The following is a 16,977-nucleotide window of genomic DNA, read 5'->3' on the forward strand; positions in this document are numbered from 1 at the left end:
CACTGCTTGCGGTGTGATCTTTATCTTGGCGAATATCGGACGTCAGTCCGCCGCGGCGGGACTGACCTACAAATATCGTTAGTGTGGTGTCGGGCGCCCCCTGCTGGGGATGCTATCCCTCGCCCGACTCTATGGTTGAACTGTCAGGCGGGGGCTTTCAAGTCCGCCGAAGGAGGACGCCTGACTGCATTTCTGTAAATCTGTGCAGACTAGAGATTTTCGAATCCGCCGACGGTGGACGGCTCGCACGAAGATGAATTCTCCGCCACGGAGGACGGTGGGTTCTTTTATTTCCCCCTCTCCCACTGAGAGAGAGCGGGCTGATTTCGTATTTTCTTGACATGTCCCGCGCCCTGACGTAGTTTTATCCAATTGCCGGAGTGGTGAAACTGGTAGACGCAGAGGACTCAAAATCCTCCGGTAGCAATACCATGTCGGTTCGATTCCGACCTTCGGCATATTTCAATATACACGGACACTCCAAATTTCTATATACTAACGCGTATGCTTGAAATTAGAATGATCGAGAAGCTTGGGAGGGGCGTGTTTGCGACCGAAGCCATCGCCGAAGGGCATATTCTTGAATCTGTCCCTACGGCATTTTTGTCGGCGGATCAACGCGGTATAATCAAGAGCACGGTCGTCTTTCAATACTGCTTTGTGGAACCTGATTCCTATAAAACGAGAGGCGAAAACAACGCCTATCTGGTGTTTGGGTTGTCATCGCTGTGCAATCATTCGGACCAGCCTAATGCGTCGATGAAATGGGAAAAAAGAGAGACCGGAATGTGGGCGAGCCTTGTTGCTTCGCGCGATATTGCAGTTGGCGACGAGATAACGCTTTTCTATACGGATATAGACGAGTATCCCGATGCCGAGCAGTTTGTCTGAGAAAGAAATCTCATTCCCCATGTCATTCCAGTCTGCCGAGGCGAGAATCCATTTTAATCTTGGTGCAGGCCGTCCACCGTCGGCGGATTCGAAAATCTCTGGCCTGCACCAAAAATACAAAATATTTGTAGCCCGCCTAACAGGTGGGTTTTTGTCAAAACCGCGTTCGCTCTTCGGTAGAATCAAGAGACTCCACCACTCGCGGTTCATCGCGGGGCACATATCGTCTCGACGACGGATGAAGCGAGCAGGTCTTATTGGGCTGATTGTCGAGAGTAAAAACCTCATAGCCCACATTCATGCATTTATCCGTTGCGACCTCGCCTGATTCGAGGCAGGCATAGGCATGGACAATGCCTACCGGCTCCTCAAAACCTATCAGAGGAAGAGAATCATGAGCGGCAATCATAAAGTCAGTCCAGGTCGGAACCGCGTTACGACCGCCGTCCTCGCTTGACCCGAGGGATGTTTTGTCATCAAATCCAACCCATGTTCCGGCGGTGAATTGCGGTGTAAAACCGACAAACCAGTTATCGCAGAAATTGTCCGATGTGCCTGTTTTGCCGCCAGCAGGGCGAGTGAAACCCATTGACCGAGCGCGACGGGCTGTGCCGTTATCGACAACCGAGCGCATCATATCGGTCATGATGTAGGATGTCTGTGCCGAGAGCACTTCTTCTTTTTGTACGGCGCCGTTATCTTCAAGTACCCTTCCGTATCGGTCGATGACTTTGAGCACCATTCGGTGCGGGATATGCAGGCCGCCGTTTGGATAAACTGAAAACGCCGACACGAGTTCAATCAGCTTAACTTCGCTGGCTCCAATGGCAAGCGACGGAACTGCTGCAAGAGGGGTTGTAATCCCAAGTCGTTTCGCGTAAAAAATTACTTCCTGCGGCGTGATCTTCAGGATAAGCCGAATAGCCACGAGGTTGCGGGATTGGCGCAAGGCATCGCGAAGCGTGATCGGTCCCAAAAATTTATCGTCATAATTGTGCGGTCGCCATTCTTTGGCGCCTGGAATTTCAAGCACAATAGGATTGTCATCAATTATATCTGTTGTGTGGTAGCCGTTATCAATACAGGCCGTGTAGACAAATGGTTTAAAAGATGATCCGGGCTGGCGCAAAGCCTGAACGGCGCGATTAAACTCGCTCTCCTGAAATGAGCGTCCGCCGACCATTGCGATAATATCGCCGTTGGCGTTATCAATCGCAACAAATGCTCCCTGGACTTTCTTATAGACCCGTATCGAATCGCCCGGCTTGCCATTGGTATCTGGGACAAATTCTGAATAATTCGGATTGGTGACCGGGTATGTGCGTTCAATCTGCGCCCGGAGCGAATCAATCCGACGGTGGATAGAACTCTGGGCGACTTCTTGCAAGCGGCTGTCTAGTGTTGTGAATACTCTCAGCCCGCCCGAGTAGAGAACTTCTTCGCCGTACTTTTCGAGCAGATATTGTCTGACCGCCTCGGAAAAATATGGAGCAGTGCCGGCCTTTTCGCCCGGCGATGCCAGCTTGATCGGTTCGCTGCTGAGTGAATCATATTCTTCGCGGGAGATACCCCCGACATCGAAATACGAATATAACACCCGATTCCTTGCTAAGAGTGACTTATCTATATTATTCAGCGGCGAATTTATATTCGGTCCTTTGAGCAGGCCGATAATTGTCGCGCATTCATTTTTGTCCAACTCAGCGACAGACTTGTCAAAAAATAATCGCGCCGCTGCTGCCACTCCATACGCTCCACGACTGAAATAATGTTGATTGAGATACATCTCCATTATCTCTTCTTTGGAGTAAGTCCGTTCAAGTTTCACGGCAGTCAGGGCCTCTTTTACTTTTCGCGACAAAGTCTGTTCAGGAGTTAGAAAGAGCATCCGCGCAACCTGTTGGGTAACTGTCGAGGCGCCTGCACGAATATCCCAATGAACAAGGTTTGTGACGGCGACAATGGCAGTCCGCCGAATGTTTAGTCCCCAATGGGTACTAAACTCGCGATCTTCGCTCGCCTGAAGCATACCGGTCAGGTACGGGGGGAATTCTCGAAACGGTGTCAAGGCGCGGTTTTCAGAGAAGAATTCATCAATGATATCGCCGTTTCGGTCATATACTTTCGTATTGACACTCGGTTCGATATTATGTAACTGTTCAAACGAAGGCAGGTCTGATTGATAAATCTCATACGTCCGGTATAGCAGAACGCCAAAGAATACCAGAGACAGCATCGCCAGTGCGACTAATGAGTTGCGAAGCCTATGGCTTTGCTTGTGGGGAAAGATTTCATTGGGCATTTTAGTTTCCATTGGGCGCCAGTATGAGGTAGGACATGGCAGAAGTCAACTTAAATTGAAAATTCGAACTATTGTCTTGTCGTTGATTTTTGCCGATTAATTTGGTATTGTCGAGGCATGAAAGTAAGCATATATCGTTCGTGACGATTGTTATACTCTTAGTCTGTTAAAAAGTCTTGTTTGAAGGAACTAATTTGAGCGTCTCGTTTGATGATAAAGCGGTGAAAAAGGAGTTGGAACAGCAACTTTCGATATTGGAAAGGGGTACTGTTGACATTCTTCCCATGGATGAATTCAAACAGAAAATATACTTCTCGATAGCTCAAAAAAAACCACTCCGCGTCAAGCAGGGTTTTGATCCGACATCGCCGGATATTCATCTGGGACATACAGTAGGCTTGCGGAAACTTAAACAATTTCAGGAGCTTGGCCACCAGATCGTCCTTATCGTTGGCGATTATACTGCCGCGGTAGGAGACCCATCGGGACTGTCTGCAACTCGACCGACACTCTCCTATGATGATATTATGCGGAATGCAGAGACATACCAGACACAGTTTTTTCGGATATTGGACAAATCCAAAACCGAAGTCAGATTCAACAGCGAATGGTTCAAGAAAATGGAGTTTCTTGAGGTTATCCATCTGACATCCAAATTCACAGTCGCGCGGCTGTTGGAAAGAGATGACTTCACCAAACGCTTCAAAGCCAATATTCCCATCTCAGTTCATGAACTTCTGTATCCGCTCATGCAGGCGTATGACTCCGTCGCTATAAAGGCCGATATCGAGCTTGGAGGCACCGAGCAGAAATTTAATCTTCTTGCAGGCCGGACAATTCAGGAAGCGTATAGTGTGATCCCGCAGTGTATTATGACACTGCCCATCCTTGTTGGTCTCGACGGTGAGAAGAAAATGTCGAAATCACTCGGCAACTATATCGGAATAACCGAATCGCCAAAAGAAATATTCGGCAAAGCGATGTCAATCCCCGATAACCAGATCATTAAATATTTCAAATTGGCGACCACCCTTGCCTCAGGTGATATCGATAAAATCGAACGGAGTATGAGCGTCTCAAATGCCAATCCAATGCCGTTCAAAAAAGAACTGGGGGAGACGCTGGTGGATTTGTTTCATCCTGAAGGGTCAGGGAGAGCCGCGAGGGAGGAATTTGAGCGGGTCTTCTCAAAAAAAGAACTCCCCGATGAGATTGAGCAGATTGATATCTCTGGCCTAACAAAACATGAAATAAACCCTGAGAAAATTTATTTGGCCATGCTGATGACCAAAACAGGCATGACCAAATCCAACAGCGAGGCTCGCAAACTCATCGAAGCAGGTGGTGTGACGCTCGGAGCTGAGAAAATCACTGACCCGGCATATGAATTCGGTATCAAAGAGACCACAATTTTGAAGGTCGGCAAACGGCGATACCTGAAGATAGTGGTATAAGCAGATATTGATTCATTGTATGAAACTATTGAGGGAAGCCGATGAGATTTGAGATAACCGCGGTGAGTAAAAAAATGATAAATCCTGCCTTTAAAATAGTGGTTCGTCTGATGTTGAGTCTCATTCTGGTCTTACTGAGTGTGAGTTGCTCGAGAACAGCTTCCAACCAACCCGAGATCGCGGAACAGACTCGAGTCATCACTCAGTCCTCTAACACCGAGATACGGAATCCGGAGAAGCGATCTTCAGTCCCCCTTGAGAAAATTGACGTAACGGCATATAACTATTATGTGAACGGCCTTATCTTCACCGACCTTGGAGATATGAACAATGCCGCTGAGAGTTTCCGGCAGGCCTGGACGCTCCACAATGATTCCTATGAGATCGGCCTTGCTTACGCGCAGGCCCTGATACAGCTCCGGAGGGTCGATGACGCGCTTGGTGCGCTCTCCAAGATCCCAAACCCCGATGCCGAAATATATCTGCTCAGCGCAAATTGCTATCGAATGAAGGGGGATGACCTCAACGCCCGTAAAGCCTATTTTAACACAATCAAAGTCGACCCGAAGAATGTCATGGCCTATTCCTTTCTGGCAGGATTTTACCGAAACGAGGGTCTGCTCGATTCGACACTGTGGGCCTTTGAGAATATCGCCCGGCTGGTGCCGGATAATTTCAGAATATGGAATGACCTCGCCGCAATTGCCCTTCAAAAAGGGGATATTGAAAGAGCCAAATCAGCCTATCTGAAGTCATTGGATGTCAATGCAGGCATTACCAACACTGCCGTCTATTTTAGTCTTGGGAAAATCCATCAGGTAAGCGGGAAGGTGGATTCGGCCGTTACGCTTTTCCAAAAAGGACTTCAGCTTGAGCCTGATAATGTCCAGTTCATGTCCGAGCTCATACCAATTTATGTGAGCCAGGATTCTTTGACATTGGCCCTCACGTATGCGCGAAAAATTACTCAGATTGCCCCAAGCGACCGCGTGGCTTCTCGACGACTCGCCGCGCTCTATGTGGCGGTCGACTCGCTTGATCGGGCCGACTCTCTATTTTCGGAACTCATATCGAATGGCGACAAGGCTACAGTGAATTACTATTATTTGGGAAGAATTGCAATACTGCGTGAAGATTACGAAGCCGCCCTGCCGAATCTTGAGCAGGTCGCGGCTATGGCAGATACCATTCCTGAAAGCTGGACCGACCTTGCTTTTGTCCACAGACAGCTTGGCCGTATAGACAAAGAGATCGAGACCTACAAGTTCGGGCTGAACCGAATGAGGGCGGAAAGCTCGGCGGTCATCCTCTCACTTGCCCTCGGTGCCGCGTACGAACGCTCGGGACGAATCGAAGACGCTGTTGTCACATTCGAAGAGATACTCACCCATTCGCCCGACCACGCCCAGACCCTTAACTATCTCGGTTATATGCTTGCCGATCGGGGAAAGCGACTCGATTATGCCCGCGATCTTATCGCTCGAGCAGTAGAACTCAACCCCAAGAATGCCGCGTTCCTTGACTCTTATGGCTGGGTGTACTATCGTTTGGGAGATTATGAAAAGGCCGTCATGTATCTCGCCAAAGCAATTGAACAAAGTTCTGATCCGGTCATCTTTGACCATCTCGGCGATGCCTATGCCGCAATGGGCAAAAAGCAGGAAGCGAAGCAGTCGTGGGAAAAAGCGCTAACGCTTCAACCGACAAACACAAAGATAAAAGAAAAGCTGGAACACTGAGACCCACTTATGCTTCCGGGGCCTCCTTCGCTTTATTTCTATCAATTATCTGCATTAGCTTGGTTTTGGCCTGCGCTGAAGTCATTGCTCCTCCCGGCGGAGAAGTTGATACCACTGCTCCGCAAATTATCAGTTCATCCCCCGAGAATGGCGCAACCGGCGTTACAAATGTGGAGACAATTGAAATTGTTTTCTCTGAAAGAATTACCCGGCCCAGAACGGGCCGCGCTGTTTTTATTTCCCCGCGTCAGGCCGAAGCTCCAGAGATAAAATGGAAAGCAGACAGATTGAGTATTACGCTGCCTGACACTTTGAAGCCTGACCAAACTTATGTAATTTCCTTCAGCAGCACCGTTACCGACCTGCGTAATAATCAAATCGACAGCGTTACCTCAGTCGCCTTCTCAACCGGCTTAATGCTTGATTCCGGGGTTGTCACGGGTGTTGTTAGCGACATCTCAGGCAAACCCCAACCGAGTCTGTTCGTGGGACTGTACGATTTTCCGGAGGGTGACACAGTGCAGTCATTTGATTCCCTTTTCCCCGAATATGCGACCACAACAAATAAAGCCGGTGAATTTTCTTTCAGATATCTGCCAATGAAAAACTTCTTGCTGGTGGCTTTCAATGATAAGAACAAGGATGAATATTTCAAACCCCGCACAGAGTCCTACGCTCTCCCCGACAGGCCGGCTAATTTGGATTCAAATTCGTCGCTCACCGGGCTGAATCTCTTGTTGGCGTTTGCTGATAGCGGCGCTGTGAGAGTCGTTTCCACAGAGTTTACTGCCGACAAAGTCATCCGCGCGAGGCTCTCGTCTCCAATCCCCATGACATATCTCAGTGATCGTTACGACGGTGTACAACTGTCTCCGGTAAATGATTCTCTGCGAATTCTCTCTGCAACCGGTTTGCTCGAACAAAATGAACGCGAATCGTCTACGCTTACTTTCGCCTTTCCGCCTCTTGACTCGGGTCAATACAGGCTGGTAGTTCCATACAGCGAAGATATCGCTCCGTTGGTCGTCGACACCTTTACAATTCGATTCAAGACGGATAAGACCATGCCGACGCTCTATACCTTCCTGCCGAAGGAGACACCCGTGTTCGAGGGAGGGAAGAAGATAGAGCTTGTATTCAGCGAACCCCTCGATACTGCGGCAATGGATGCACAGACTATCCTGTTATCTCAAAGTGACAGCATCCCGATACCGATAGTTCCTCGATGGATCGACCCCTTTCATCTTGAAGCTACGCCGCCGTCTGTTGTTGTCGGCGAAAGCTACCGGATAGATCTGAACGAATCCGAAATCGTGGACCTGAGCGGCAACAGGCTTGGGGATTCAATAATTACTCGTCGCTTCTCAATTTTTGACCCCGATTCACTTGGGTTGGTTACCGGCGAAATAATCAGCCCGCACTTAGCCGACACGGGCACACAAACTATTCTCACCTTTACCCGAATAAGTGATAAACGTGTTTTTGAATCGAATGAAGACGAGCGCATTTTTTCAATAGATCTTCCTGCCGGCAGATATTTGCTTCGGGCGATCCGTGATAGAAACGCAGACGGTCGGTTGACCGCAGGATCGCTCAGTCCGTTTCGGTATTCTGAACCGGTCTCGTCACATCGCGATACAATCGCGGTGCGGGCGAGATTTGAGACAGGCGGAATTAGAGTGGAGTTCAAATAGTTTATGGAATGGCTCCTGAAAGATATTCCGATTGAATCAGGTCTTCGCCCTCTCTTTGGCGCCGGGTTCATTGTCGCGGTTACCATCCTTGCGGCCTTAATCGTACGTTTCGTGATTTATGTAGTGGTCGTAGGATTGACCAAACGAACCAAGACCGAACTCGACAATCTTCTTCTCCTCGGAACGCGATCCTATGTTAATTTGCTGGTCTACCTGTTTGGTATGTCGGTTCTGTTTAATTATCTGGAGTCCCTTTACGGCGAATTATACGGAGAGAAAATTTTTATTGTAATCGACGGGATAAATTATGCGGCGGGAGTGATCGTCGTTGCGCTAATGCTCGTCAATATTCTCACTATCAGCCTACGTTGGAAAAGCGCTCGTTTGGTTGATCAGACCCGGAGTGCCGTGTCCGAAGAGCTTGTGCCTTTGATTGAGCGGGTCGCTAAATTAGTCGTCTTCATTGTCGCGTCGCTGACGATTCTCGACTATTTCCATGTCGATGTAAAGGGGTTGGTGGCGGTTCTCGGAATTGGCTCATTGGCCATTGCGCTGGCTTCTCAGGAAACAGTCGCAAATATGATTGGCGCTTTTGTGATTATGATCGACCGCCCCTTCCGAATCGGTGACAGAATTAAAAGAGCCGATGGGACCGTTTGCGTTGTTCAGCAAATCGGCATGCGCTCAACTCGCATGCTCACCTTTGATAACAGTCTAATAATCATCCCGAATGCAGAACTGATGAAAAGCACGATACATAATCTGTCCTATCCTACGCTTGAGTCTCCGGTGAAGATAGAACTTGCAGTCGCCTACGACTCAGATCTATCAGTCGTCAGGAAGATTCTGCTTTCGGAGGCGGCCCAGCACCCCAATGTATTGACGTCACCCGCCCCGGATTTTGCCTTTCGGTCTTTTGGAGAAAACGGACTCAATGTCACTCTTGTGTGTCGGGTGGCCGATATCGCCCAAGATTACCAGACCGGCAACGAGCTTCGCGAGTCTATCCTTGCTGCTTTTAGAGCGCAAGGTATCGAGTTCGCCTTGCCGCATCGCGTTGTCACACTTGTTCAGCCTGACGGTACGCCGGACTCCAATAAAGCATAAAAACCGCACTGTATTGATGTCAAGTCAATACAGTGCGGTTTGAAATTATGTATTCCGTGCTGGTGTTGTTTAGTTGATAGGAAGCGCGCTCTGTGATCCATCCGAATTCGGAGCAGGTCCCCAGACCTTGACTTCGACTCGGCGATTACGAGAGTTCGATCCACGTGAGTCTGCCATGGTTATCGGTTTGCTTTCGCCGTAAGAAATATCAAACATGCGATAGAGCATGACCCCAAACTGGTCGGCCAGGAAACGCTTCGAGGCATCGGACCGCCTTTGACCCAGCATCAGATTATAGTTCTGCGAGCCAGTGGCATCGGTATAACCGCTAAGTTCAACAATGGATTTCGGGGTTTCTTCCAATTTTCTGCCAGCTTCGGCCAAAACGCCTTCGCCTGTCTCACCGAGTTCATCTGAATCAAAACCAAAATTTATTTCGCCTGTCCAGAGAACAACATAATCCTCGAATCCGGTGGCCTTGTTTATGGCTTTATCCGTTTTGGCATCGAGTTCAACTGCTAGCCTGTTGAGGCGTTCGACTTCGGCAGCAGTCGCAGCAGCCTGTTGGGCTACGGTCTGCACGCGCTCTGATGTTCGCGATTCTGACGAAGAGATTTGCTGGTCGACATACGACTTTTTGACGCCACAACCCGCAAACAGGGCGAGCGCCAAAGTAATACCTATCAAGGTTGTTTTCATACTGTAGCGTCCTTTCATTAAAGAGCTTGTGTAAAGATTTCTCATAAGTGGCCGCAATAGTACCTATTGGCCTTTTGGGTTATACCCCTGGTTTGCCGTCTCCGAACCAAGAAAAATGCAAACCGGCAGCGGCAGACTATTGTTTGATGGCCCCGGCAGTGATACCGGAGACAATATATTTTTGCAATATGACAAAAAGAAGCAGAATTGGGAGGATTGCCAAAGTCGAGCCGGCCATAAGGTGTTGCCAATCAATTGCCTGATGCCCTTGGTACAACGCGAGCGCGACCGGGAGTGTGCGTAGATTTTCACTTGATGTCAAAATAAAGGGGAAGAAAAATGAATTCCAATTCGTAAAAAATACCTGTATTGCCAAAACAATAAGAACTGGTTTGCAGACAGGCATCACGACCCGCATAAGTATTCGCATCTCTCCAGCTCCGTCTATTCGAGCGGCTTCTTCCATAGCTGTGGGAATTGAATCAATATATTGCTTTACAAGGAATATCCCGATCGGAGTCACAAGCCAGGGGATAATAAGCACGGTATACGAATCATAAACCCCTGCTTTGATTGACATCAGATACAGCGGAATAATCACAATATGCGACGGAATAAAAAGAACAGCCAGTATAGTGACGAAAAGTAACTTATTCATAAACATTCGGTGTCTGGACAGGCTGTAGGCGGTCATAAAACAGAAGAGAATGTTCCCAATCGTGACCGCCAGCGCAACCACCACCGAATTGATGAACGGGCGTGCCAGATTATGGGTGGTTAGCAAATCGTGAAAATTAGACCATGTGAAAAGCGAACTGACCAGCCCATCAAAATTGAGCGATGTCCCAGTTGGCAGGAAAGCCACACGGACCATCCATACCATCGGAAAGACCATCCCCAAAAAAAGAAGCGAAAGCGACGAATACTTTGCGATATTCATAGAGAGTGAGGACTGTCTTATCATGGTTGCCCGCCCCTGCGCATGAGGAAAAACTGAATCATCGAAAAAACGGCAATAATAAGAAAGAGTATATAGGCCGCAGCTGAGGCATAGCCGAATTTGAAATCTGTAGTCAGACTTGTTTCATAAATGAAGTATACAAGCGTCGCGGTATCGAATTTTCCTTTGGTCATGACAAATATCTCAGTGAAGACTTGAAATGACTTAATCGTATTGATGACAATTATATAGAGTCCGACCGGCCTCAAAAGCGGCAAAGTAATAGAGACAAACTGTCTCCATCGGCTCGCCCCTGCTATCTCTGCGGCCTCGTATAATTCAGTCGGAATAGCCTGAAGTCCCGCCAGAAATATTAACATATAATATCCGACTGACATCCAGACATCCATCCCCATAATTGCATACAGAGCCGTCCCGTAATCGTAGAGGAAGCCATGCTCGGGAGGAGTTAGGTTAATCAATTCGGCCAGAAGTGATATGTAACCGCCACGCTGAAAGAGATTGCTGAAAACCAAGGCGATAACAACGATAGAGGTTAGCCAAGGGAGAAAGAATCCGGCTCGAAACAGGGTACGACCTCTAAACGGCTTATGTACCAACAGCGCTAATCCCAGCGCTATGACAGTTGTTAGTGGAACTGTCCCGCCGATAAAAATGAAAGTATTCTTCATTGCCTGCAAAAAACCGGAGTCCGCAAAAAGATTGCGGTAATTTTCCAAACCGATATAGTGCGACTCACGAAACAGCTGATAGTCGGTGAAGCTCAATACAAGGGAATATCCGATAGGGAAGAGCCACAACAAGAGGAAGGCAATGATCCAAGGGGAGGAAAACCCGAGAGCGGCAAGTTGCCGGTGATTCATTCGGCTTTAATCTTCGAGATGGCAATGCGGGCGTTGCGAAGCGGAGTCGCAATCAACCCGGAACCGAAAAGAGCATCTTCAACAGCTCTTTCAATTTCCTGCTCGATGGACGACCAATCAGGGTCAACCGGCGGGTATTTGCTCATTCGAATCTGACTGATGAATGACTGAAAATGGTTGTTCGAGCTGAAATATGGGTCGGCTTGGGCTTCAATGCTGGAGGGACAGGCCGCAAAGGCGGCTTTGCAAAAGCGGACCTGATTTTCAGCCGATGTAACAAATGCGATGAATTTGGACGCGGCTTCTTTATTTTCGGACGCTTCATTAATTGCCAAAAATTCACCTCCCAAAAATGATCTACCGGGAAAATTAAGTCCGGGCATGATCGTCGACATTAAGTTAATCTTCCTGTTCTCCAGCGTGATACGCTTCAAAAGCCAATCACCGGACATGACATAGCCGACCTTGCCGTCGAGAAAAGCGTCTTCAATCCCGCGCTGGTCCGCGACATAACCGCATGAGTCATGAAGCATTTTATAAAAGCGAAGCGATGCAATGGCCATATCCGACGCCACCAAACAATATTTGTTGTCTTCACTGAAAATCTGCGCTCCGGCTGTCCAAAAGAAGGGCAAAAACTTTTTATACAGTCGGTGCTTCTCGGCCGTATTTGAACCCCATCCGTATATTTCCTTGGAAAGCTGGTCGATCTTAAACGCGGATTCGCCGAGCTGAATTAAAGTCACCGGAACAAAATCCTCTCCATAGCCAGCTTTGGCTAAAAGGTCGCGGTTTCCAAAAATTACCCGCGTGCCGAGGATCCAAGGTCTTGCGTAGACAGTGTTCTTATATGTTGCGAGACCCCAGCCCTGGAATTTGTTGCTGTCGGCGGCGATAAACTGTCCCATCTCAGCCAGTTGACCAGCATCGGCAAATTTCGCTATCCAGTCAGAACCAAGCTCTACAATGTCAGGCCCGGTTTTCGATGCAAAGGCTATCGCAATCTTTTCCTGTCCATTGGCCCAGGTCAAATCAGTGATATTTATTTGGATGTCTGGATTCTCACGTTCAAAATCGCTCACCATCTCCTGTATCGCCGGTTTTATATCAGGATCAGTCCAAAATTGCCACCATTGCAGTGTTGTTTTTGCCTGAGCAGTATTAGTGATGCTAAAGGTGATAAACGCTGCCAGAAACAACGCAGATTCCATGGTGATTCTTTTAATCATAAAGTAGAATATATTCTGGTGAGACTCTTGGTCAAATAAAAATTAGTTGATTCGGCGGATAGAGCAGATAGTTTATATGTATATGTCTTCAAAGCAAACTACAGGCATCAAACAATTTAGAGTTTATTTGGGCTCGCATGTCTGAATGGTTTGATATAACAAAACTTCCAATCCTTATCGCAACGGTGGTTTCTGTCGCGATTGTGCTTTATACGACTTATCACTCTAAAAGCCGTGACCGATTCACAATCCGTCAAATCCCCGGTCTGAAAGCCGTTGAGGAGGCTATTGGCCGCGCCACAGAAATGGCACGTCCGATTCTATTTACCCCCGGTTGGGGCGGAGATATCCAAAGACCAACAACGATCGCATCGCTGAATATCCTCTCAAGCGTCGCCGAGAAAACCGCCGTCTATGATTGTGAGCTTATATTTCCAACCCATGACCCGGTTATTATGACAGTCGCCCAGGAGGTTGTCAGGGAAAGTTACATTCGAGCCGGAGTGCCGGAAAGGTTCAAGGAGAACAACATCCGTTATGTATCATCGTCGCAATTCGGCTATGCTGCGGCTGTCGAAGGTATAATCAGCCGCACTAAGCCAGCCTCGATATTCCTTCTTGGCACATTCGAAGCCGAGTCCCTTATAATGGCCGAGACCGGCAACAGCGTCGGTGCCATTCAAATAGCCGGCACAGATTCAACAATCCAATTGGCCTTTTTTATCGTGGCCTGTGACTACACATTGATAGGCGAGGAGCTATTTGCCGCTTCCGGCTATCTTTCAAACGATCGATCAATCCTGGCATCAGTGAGAGCGCAGGACATTCTCAAAGTGATTCTGGCCGCGCTTCTGGTTGTCGCGATGATTTCGGCTTCGTTCTCCCCGACTTCGAACTGGTGGAAAATCTGATGCGCCGTAAAATTCCGCAAATAATCTGCTCTGTGGTCGGCATCCTGATGCTCGCATTATTTTTTAGCCGCCATCCAACCGCGCAAGCAATTAGCCAGACAATTCTCGTGGAATACTGGCAGATTATTTTCGCCTTCACACTTATCGTTGGTGTATTGAGCTTCATGCTCGGCCAGCTCCGCGGTATTGAGCGGGGAGAAGACCGCTTTTATAAAATTATCTCCTTGTCCGGTGTGGTTCTCATGCCCGTTCTGGCTCTTATTTGGGGTATCCGCGGCGGCACGCCATTTGTCTGGATATTTGACAATGTTCAGGCGCCTCTTCAATCCACTGTATTTGCGCTCCTCGCTTTTTTTGTGGCTTCGGCCTCGCTCAGAGGCTTTCGGGCGCGATCTCTGCCTGCCGCGATTCTTCTTTTTTCTGCCGCACTGATTCTCTTTAGTCGCTCGTATTTAGGCGACTCAACCTTCGCGCCATTGTCAGAATTCTCCGATTGGATTCGCTCGTATCCATCAATGGCAGCCCGTCGCGCCATTCTTATCGGTATCGGACTCGGATCTCTGACAACATCCCTGCGCGTTATATTAGGAATTGAACGCACATGGCTGGGAGGGGAGAGATGAAAAAGCTCGAAACCCGGCACTATGCCTTCCTTGGTCTATTTCTTGTTGTCTTAATAACCATGCTTCTCAATATTTCCCCCGGGGTTGCCGTCTCGCCAGAGACGCAGAAACTGTATGATTACATCGACTCCCTGCCGCCAGCATCCACACTGATAGTCTCATTTGATCATGAGGCGTCTGCTTTACCCGAAATCAATCCACTCTCACTTGCGATATTGAGGCATCTGTTCAGCAAAGGGCAGAGACTTATCGGTGTTTCTCTTTTGGCCGAAGGAACCGCCATTGGCTACCAGATAATTTCACGCACAGCCGAAGAATACAAAAAAGTCTACGGACAGGATTATGTATTCCTGGGATTCAAATCGCAGCAGATTGCGGCTATACTATCCATGGGCGAATCTATTGCCGCAACATATCCCCAGGATTATATGGGTACTCACTATGCTGAACTTCCCCTGCTTGATAGTGTGAAGGACTATAGTGATGTTGCGGGGGTAATATCAATTGCCGATGGCTCTCTGACTGTGCAGTGGATAGAATACGGCAAAGCCCGCTTCAACGTACCCATACTTGGTGTAGTCACAGCCGCAATGGTCACAACCTATGACCCGTATTTGTCTTCCGGACAGCTCACCGCCTTGCTCGGAGGACTCCGTGGCGCGGCTGAATACGAGACTTTGCTTGGGACAAAAGGGGGAGGGGTGCGAGGAATGGTCGCTCAGTCGATCTCTCACCTATACATCATAGCCATGATCATTATCGGAAATATCCTCTATTTCAAATCCCGTCGGGTGGGAGGTCGAAGCTGATGGACTGGGGAACACTTGTCGCTGGCCTGCTGACTCTGGCAATTCTAACATTTTTGTACGGGGATAACCCGATCTATAAATTTGCCGAGTCGCTTCTTATAGGCGTCTCGATTGGCTACTTTTTAGTCATTACATGGACAAACACGCTCATGGACCTGCTTTTTGATCCTCTCCTTAACGAGGGCCGGCTCATGTTGTTAATCCCGCTTGTGCTTGGAGGACTCATGTTCCTCCGTTTTAATAAAAAAACCGCGAGTCTGTCCCGAATTCCTATTGCCATTCTGATCGGCTCCGGGGCAGGTGTGGCCATACCTGCGATGCTTCAGGCCCGCACCATGTCTCAAATCTCTGCAACAGTTGCCCCGCTATGGAGCCCGTCGGGAATTCCTGATTATAACGCAATTGTTGTTCTGATTGGAGTGTTAGCCACACTATCCTATTTTTATTTCAGCCGCGAACACAGCGGGGTCTTAGGCAAATCAGCCAAAGTCGGGATTTATTTCCTAATGATTTTCTTTGGGGCGACTTTCGGATATACCGTCATGTCCCGAATGTCTACATTCATAGGGCGCATGGAATTTCTCTTGACGGACTTTCTCCATTTAGTCGGATGACCTGCCCGCGATGCAAAGTGGCAATGAACGAGATGAAGCGTAGCTTCCACAAACAGCGCAAATGGGTCTGTAAAGCGTGCGGAAAAGTCCGCTTTCAGCGGCCAAAACAAATCAAAAAAACCGACTGAATATCGAAGTTATGCCGAAACAACCTCATACTTATGACGTTGCATAGACCGTGCAAACTATGCCGGATAAGATTCAAACTAATAATACGAGTGATTCGCAGCCTAAAGCCGACCGGCCAATTGGCTCTGTCCAAATCGGAACCTCAGGCTACAGCTTCGAAGACTGGCGCGGAAGCTTCTATCCTGATAAAATCGATAAGGGGAAAATGCTTGATTACTATGTTCAACATTTTCCCACTGTCGAAATAAACTCAACCTACTACGGAATCCCGCATCCGCGCGTGATGGCAAATCTGATAAAGAAAGCCCCTGATGGTTTTGATTCTCTTGCCAAGCTTCACCAGTCGTTTACCCATCGAAGATCTGACCTTGAAACCGACCGGAAATCTTTCAGCGAAGCGATATTGCCGCTTGTAGAAGCAGGGAAGCTCTCTGGACTCTTGGCGCAGTTCCCGTATTCATTCAAATACAGCGCCGATAATCTCGACTATACCTCTATTTGCAGGGAGGCCTTTCCTAATGTTCCTCTCTTCGTCGAATTCAGACATAATAGCTGGGTAAACCGGACAATGTATGAGAGATTAAAGGGAGAAGGCGTAGGATATGTCTGCGTCGATGAACCTCAGCTTGACGGATTGCTCAAACCTGACGTTTTTGCAACCACAGAGACCGGCTATATCAGACTCCATGGACGCAATGCAGAAAGCTGGTGGACCGGGGGAAGTCTTCGTTATGATTACCTGTATTCAAATGACGAGCTTCAGGAGTGGAACGCTAAAGTCAAGAGACTCACCGCCAAGGTGAACAAAGTCTATGTTCTATTCAATAACTGCCATCAGGGGAAAGCTGTCTCAAACGCCCGCCAATTTGTCGAAATGACAAAATATCTTTGAGAATAAATGTTTTGGTTGACGACGACTACCTTATATTGGTATCTGTATTCAATGATCTCT

At 48.2% G+C, this 16,977-nt stretch carries 15 protein-coding genes and 1 tRNA gene; 11 read left to right on the forward strand and 5 right to left on the reverse strand.

Translation table 11 applies throughout. The features are described from left to right. The first annotated feature begins 374 nt into the window (after positions 1-374). Positions 375-458 (forward strand) — tRNA-Leu (locus tag SGI97_03745). Positions 459-519: 61 nt separating this feature from the next. Then, positions 520-891: an SET domain-containing protein-lysine N-methyltransferase gene (locus tag SGI97_03750; protein ID MDZ4723005.1), complete on the forward strand. Its 372-nt coding sequence runs from the start codon at positions 520-522 to the stop codon at positions 889-891. 154 nt (positions 892-1,045) lie between these two features. Here SGI97_03750 and SGI97_03755 read toward each other — a convergent pair whose 3' ends face one another. Then, a complete protein-coding gene (locus SGI97_03755) occupies positions 1,046-3,193 on the reverse strand; it encodes a PBP1A family penicillin-binding protein (GenBank protein ID MDZ4723006.1) in 2,148 nt (715 codons plus the stop codon). Between the two features lie 194 nt (positions 3,194-3,387). Here SGI97_03755 and tyrS point away from each other — a divergent pair, with 194 nt between their 5' ends. From tyrS to SGI97_03775, 4 genes are read left to right on the forward strand one after another with little or no spacing between them, the layout of a single operon-like run. After that, positions 3,388-4,647 carry a tyrosine--tRNA ligase gene (gene tyrS, locus SGI97_03760; GenBank protein ID MDZ4723007.1) on the forward strand — a complete coding sequence of 420 codons (1,260 nt, stop codon included), beginning with the start codon at positions 3,388-3,390 and terminating at the stop codon, positions 4,645-4,647. Between the two features lie 41 nt (positions 4,648-4,688). Beyond that, a complete protein-coding gene (locus tag SGI97_03765; GenBank protein MDZ4723008.1) occupies positions 4,689-6,386 on the forward strand; it encodes a tetratricopeptide repeat protein in 1,698 nt (565 codons plus the stop codon). After that, the gene (locus tag SGI97_03770) at positions 6,323-8,080 is read left to right on the forward strand and encodes an Ig-like domain-containing protein (protein ID MDZ4723009.1); all 1,758 of its coding nucleotides are present in this window, start codon (positions 6,323-6,325) and stop codon (positions 8,078-8,080) included. The genes SGI97_03765 and SGI97_03770 overlap by 64 nt, the downstream gene beginning before the upstream one ends. A 3-nt stretch (positions 8,081-8,083) precedes the next feature. Beyond that, a complete protein-coding gene (locus SGI97_03775; GenBank protein ID MDZ4723010.1) occupies positions 8,084-9,187 on the forward strand; it encodes a mechanosensitive ion channel family protein in 1,104 nt (367 codons plus the stop codon). A 69-nt stretch (positions 9,188-9,256) separates the two neighbouring features. Here the strand turns inward: SGI97_03775 and SGI97_03780 are convergent, their stop codons facing one another. The 4 genes from SGI97_03780 to SGI97_03795 all read right to left on the reverse strand — a co-directional run bounded on the left by SGI97_03780 (position 9,257) and on the right by SGI97_03795 (position 12,939). After that, a complete protein-coding gene (locus SGI97_03780) occupies positions 9,257-9,886 on the reverse strand; it encodes an OmpA family protein (GenBank protein ID MDZ4723011.1) in 630 nt (209 codons plus the stop codon). A gap of 136 nt (positions 9,887-10,022) precedes the next feature. Continuing rightward, positions 10,023-10,850: a carbohydrate ABC transporter permease gene (locus SGI97_03785; protein MDZ4723012.1), complete on the reverse strand. Its 828-nt coding sequence runs from the start codon at positions 10,848-10,850 to the stop codon at positions 10,023-10,025. Next, a complete protein-coding gene (locus SGI97_03790) occupies positions 10,847-11,710 on the reverse strand; it encodes a sugar ABC transporter permease (GenBank protein ID MDZ4723013.1) in 864 nt (287 codons plus the stop codon). Before SGI97_03790 ends, SGI97_03785 begins: the two co-directional genes overlap by 4 nt. After that, positions 11,707-12,939, reverse strand: a complete 1,233-nt coding sequence (locus tag SGI97_03795; GenBank protein ID MDZ4723014.1) for an extracellular solute-binding protein — start codon at positions 12,937-12,939, stop codon at positions 11,707-11,709. Before SGI97_03795 ends, SGI97_03790 begins: the two co-directional genes overlap by 4 nt. A 137-nt stretch (positions 12,940-13,076) precedes the next feature. Between SGI97_03795 and SGI97_03800 the strand changes: the two genes are divergently transcribed. From SGI97_03800 to SGI97_03820, 5 genes are all read left to right on the forward strand, one after another. Beyond that, positions 13,077-13,850: a DUF6754 domain-containing protein gene (locus tag SGI97_03800; protein MDZ4723015.1), complete on the forward strand. Its 774-nt coding sequence runs from the start codon at positions 13,077-13,079 to the stop codon at positions 13,848-13,850. Next, complete coding sequence (locus SGI97_03805) at positions 13,850-14,473, forward strand: hypothetical protein (protein ID MDZ4723016.1); 624 nt, start codon at positions 13,850-13,852, stop codon at positions 14,471-14,473. The genes SGI97_03800 and SGI97_03805 overlap by 1 nt, the downstream gene beginning before the upstream one ends. Beyond that, positions 14,470-15,282, forward strand: coding sequence for a hypothetical protein (locus tag SGI97_03810; protein ID MDZ4723017.1), 813 nt, complete (start codon positions 14,470-14,472; stop codon positions 15,280-15,282). The genes SGI97_03805 and SGI97_03810 overlap by 4 nt, the downstream gene beginning before the upstream one ends. Further along, the gene (locus tag SGI97_03815) at positions 15,282-15,896 is read left to right on the forward strand and encodes a hypothetical protein (protein ID MDZ4723018.1); all 615 of its coding nucleotides are present in this window, start codon (positions 15,282-15,284) and stop codon (positions 15,894-15,896) included. The genes SGI97_03810 and SGI97_03815 overlap by 1 nt, the downstream gene beginning before the upstream one ends. 187 nt (positions 15,897-16,083) lie before the next feature. Next, the gene (locus SGI97_03820) at positions 16,084-16,917 is read left to right on the forward strand and encodes a DUF72 domain-containing protein (protein ID MDZ4723019.1); all 834 of its coding nucleotides are present in this window, start codon (positions 16,084-16,086) and stop codon (positions 16,915-16,917) included. The last annotated feature ends 60 nt before the right edge of the window (positions 16,918-16,977 follow it).

The organism is Candidatus Zixiibacteriota bacterium (genome assembly GCA_034439475.1).
GTDB lineage: Bacteria > Zixibacteria > MSB-5A5 > GN15 > FEB-12 > JAWXAN01.

What these genes read in the sequence shown, in the direction of transcription:
- SGI97_03800 (MDZ4723015.1), top strand. Translation starts at nt 13,077, where the DNA reads ATGTCTGAATGGTTTGATATAACAAAACTTCCAATCCTTATCGCAACG.
- SGI97_03755 (MDZ4723006.1), bottom strand. Translation starts at nt 3,193, where the DNA reads ATGCCCAATGAAATCTTTCCCCACAAGCAAAGCCATAGGCTTCGCAAC.
- SGI97_03765 (MDZ4723008.1), top strand. Translation starts at nt 4,689, where the DNA reads ATGAGATTTGAGATAACCGCGGTGAGTAAAAAAATGATAAATCCTGCC.
- SGI97_03780 (MDZ4723011.1), bottom strand. Translation starts at nt 9,886, where the DNA reads ATGAAAACAACCTTGATAGGTATTACTTTGGCGCTCGCCCTGTTTGCG.
- SGI97_03785 (MDZ4723012.1), bottom strand. Translation starts at nt 10,850, where the DNA reads ATGATAAGACAGTCCTCACTCTCTATGAATATCGCAAAGTATTCGTCG.
- SGI97_03775 (MDZ4723010.1), top strand. Translation starts at nt 8,084, where the DNA reads ATGGAATGGCTCCTGAAAGATATTCCGATTGAATCAGGTCTTCGCCCT.
- SGI97_03750 (MDZ4723005.1), top strand. Translation starts at nt 520, where the DNA reads ATGATCGAGAAGCTTGGGAGGGGCGTGTTTGCGACCGAAGCCATCGCC.
- SGI97_03795 (MDZ4723014.1), bottom strand. Translation starts at nt 12,939, where the DNA reads ATGATTAAAAGAATCACCATGGAATCTGCGTTGTTTCTGGCAGCGTTT.
- SGI97_03820 (MDZ4723019.1), top strand. Translation starts at nt 16,084, where the DNA reads ATGCCGGATAAGATTCAAACTAATAATACGAGTGATTCGCAGCCTAAA.
- SGI97_03810 (MDZ4723017.1), top strand. Translation starts at nt 14,470, where the DNA reads ATGAAAAAGCTCGAAACCCGGCACTATGCCTTCCTTGGTCTATTTCTT.
- SGI97_03790 (MDZ4723013.1), bottom strand. Translation starts at nt 11,710, where the DNA reads ATGAATCACCGGCAACTTGCCGCTCTCGGGTTTTCCTCCCCTTGGATC.
- SGI97_03805 (MDZ4723016.1), top strand. Translation starts at nt 13,850, where the DNA reads ATGCGCCGTAAAATTCCGCAAATAATCTGCTCTGTGGTCGGCATCCTG.
- SGI97_03815 (MDZ4723018.1), top strand. Translation starts at nt 15,282, where the DNA reads ATGGACTGGGGAACACTTGTCGCTGGCCTGCTGACTCTGGCAATTCTA.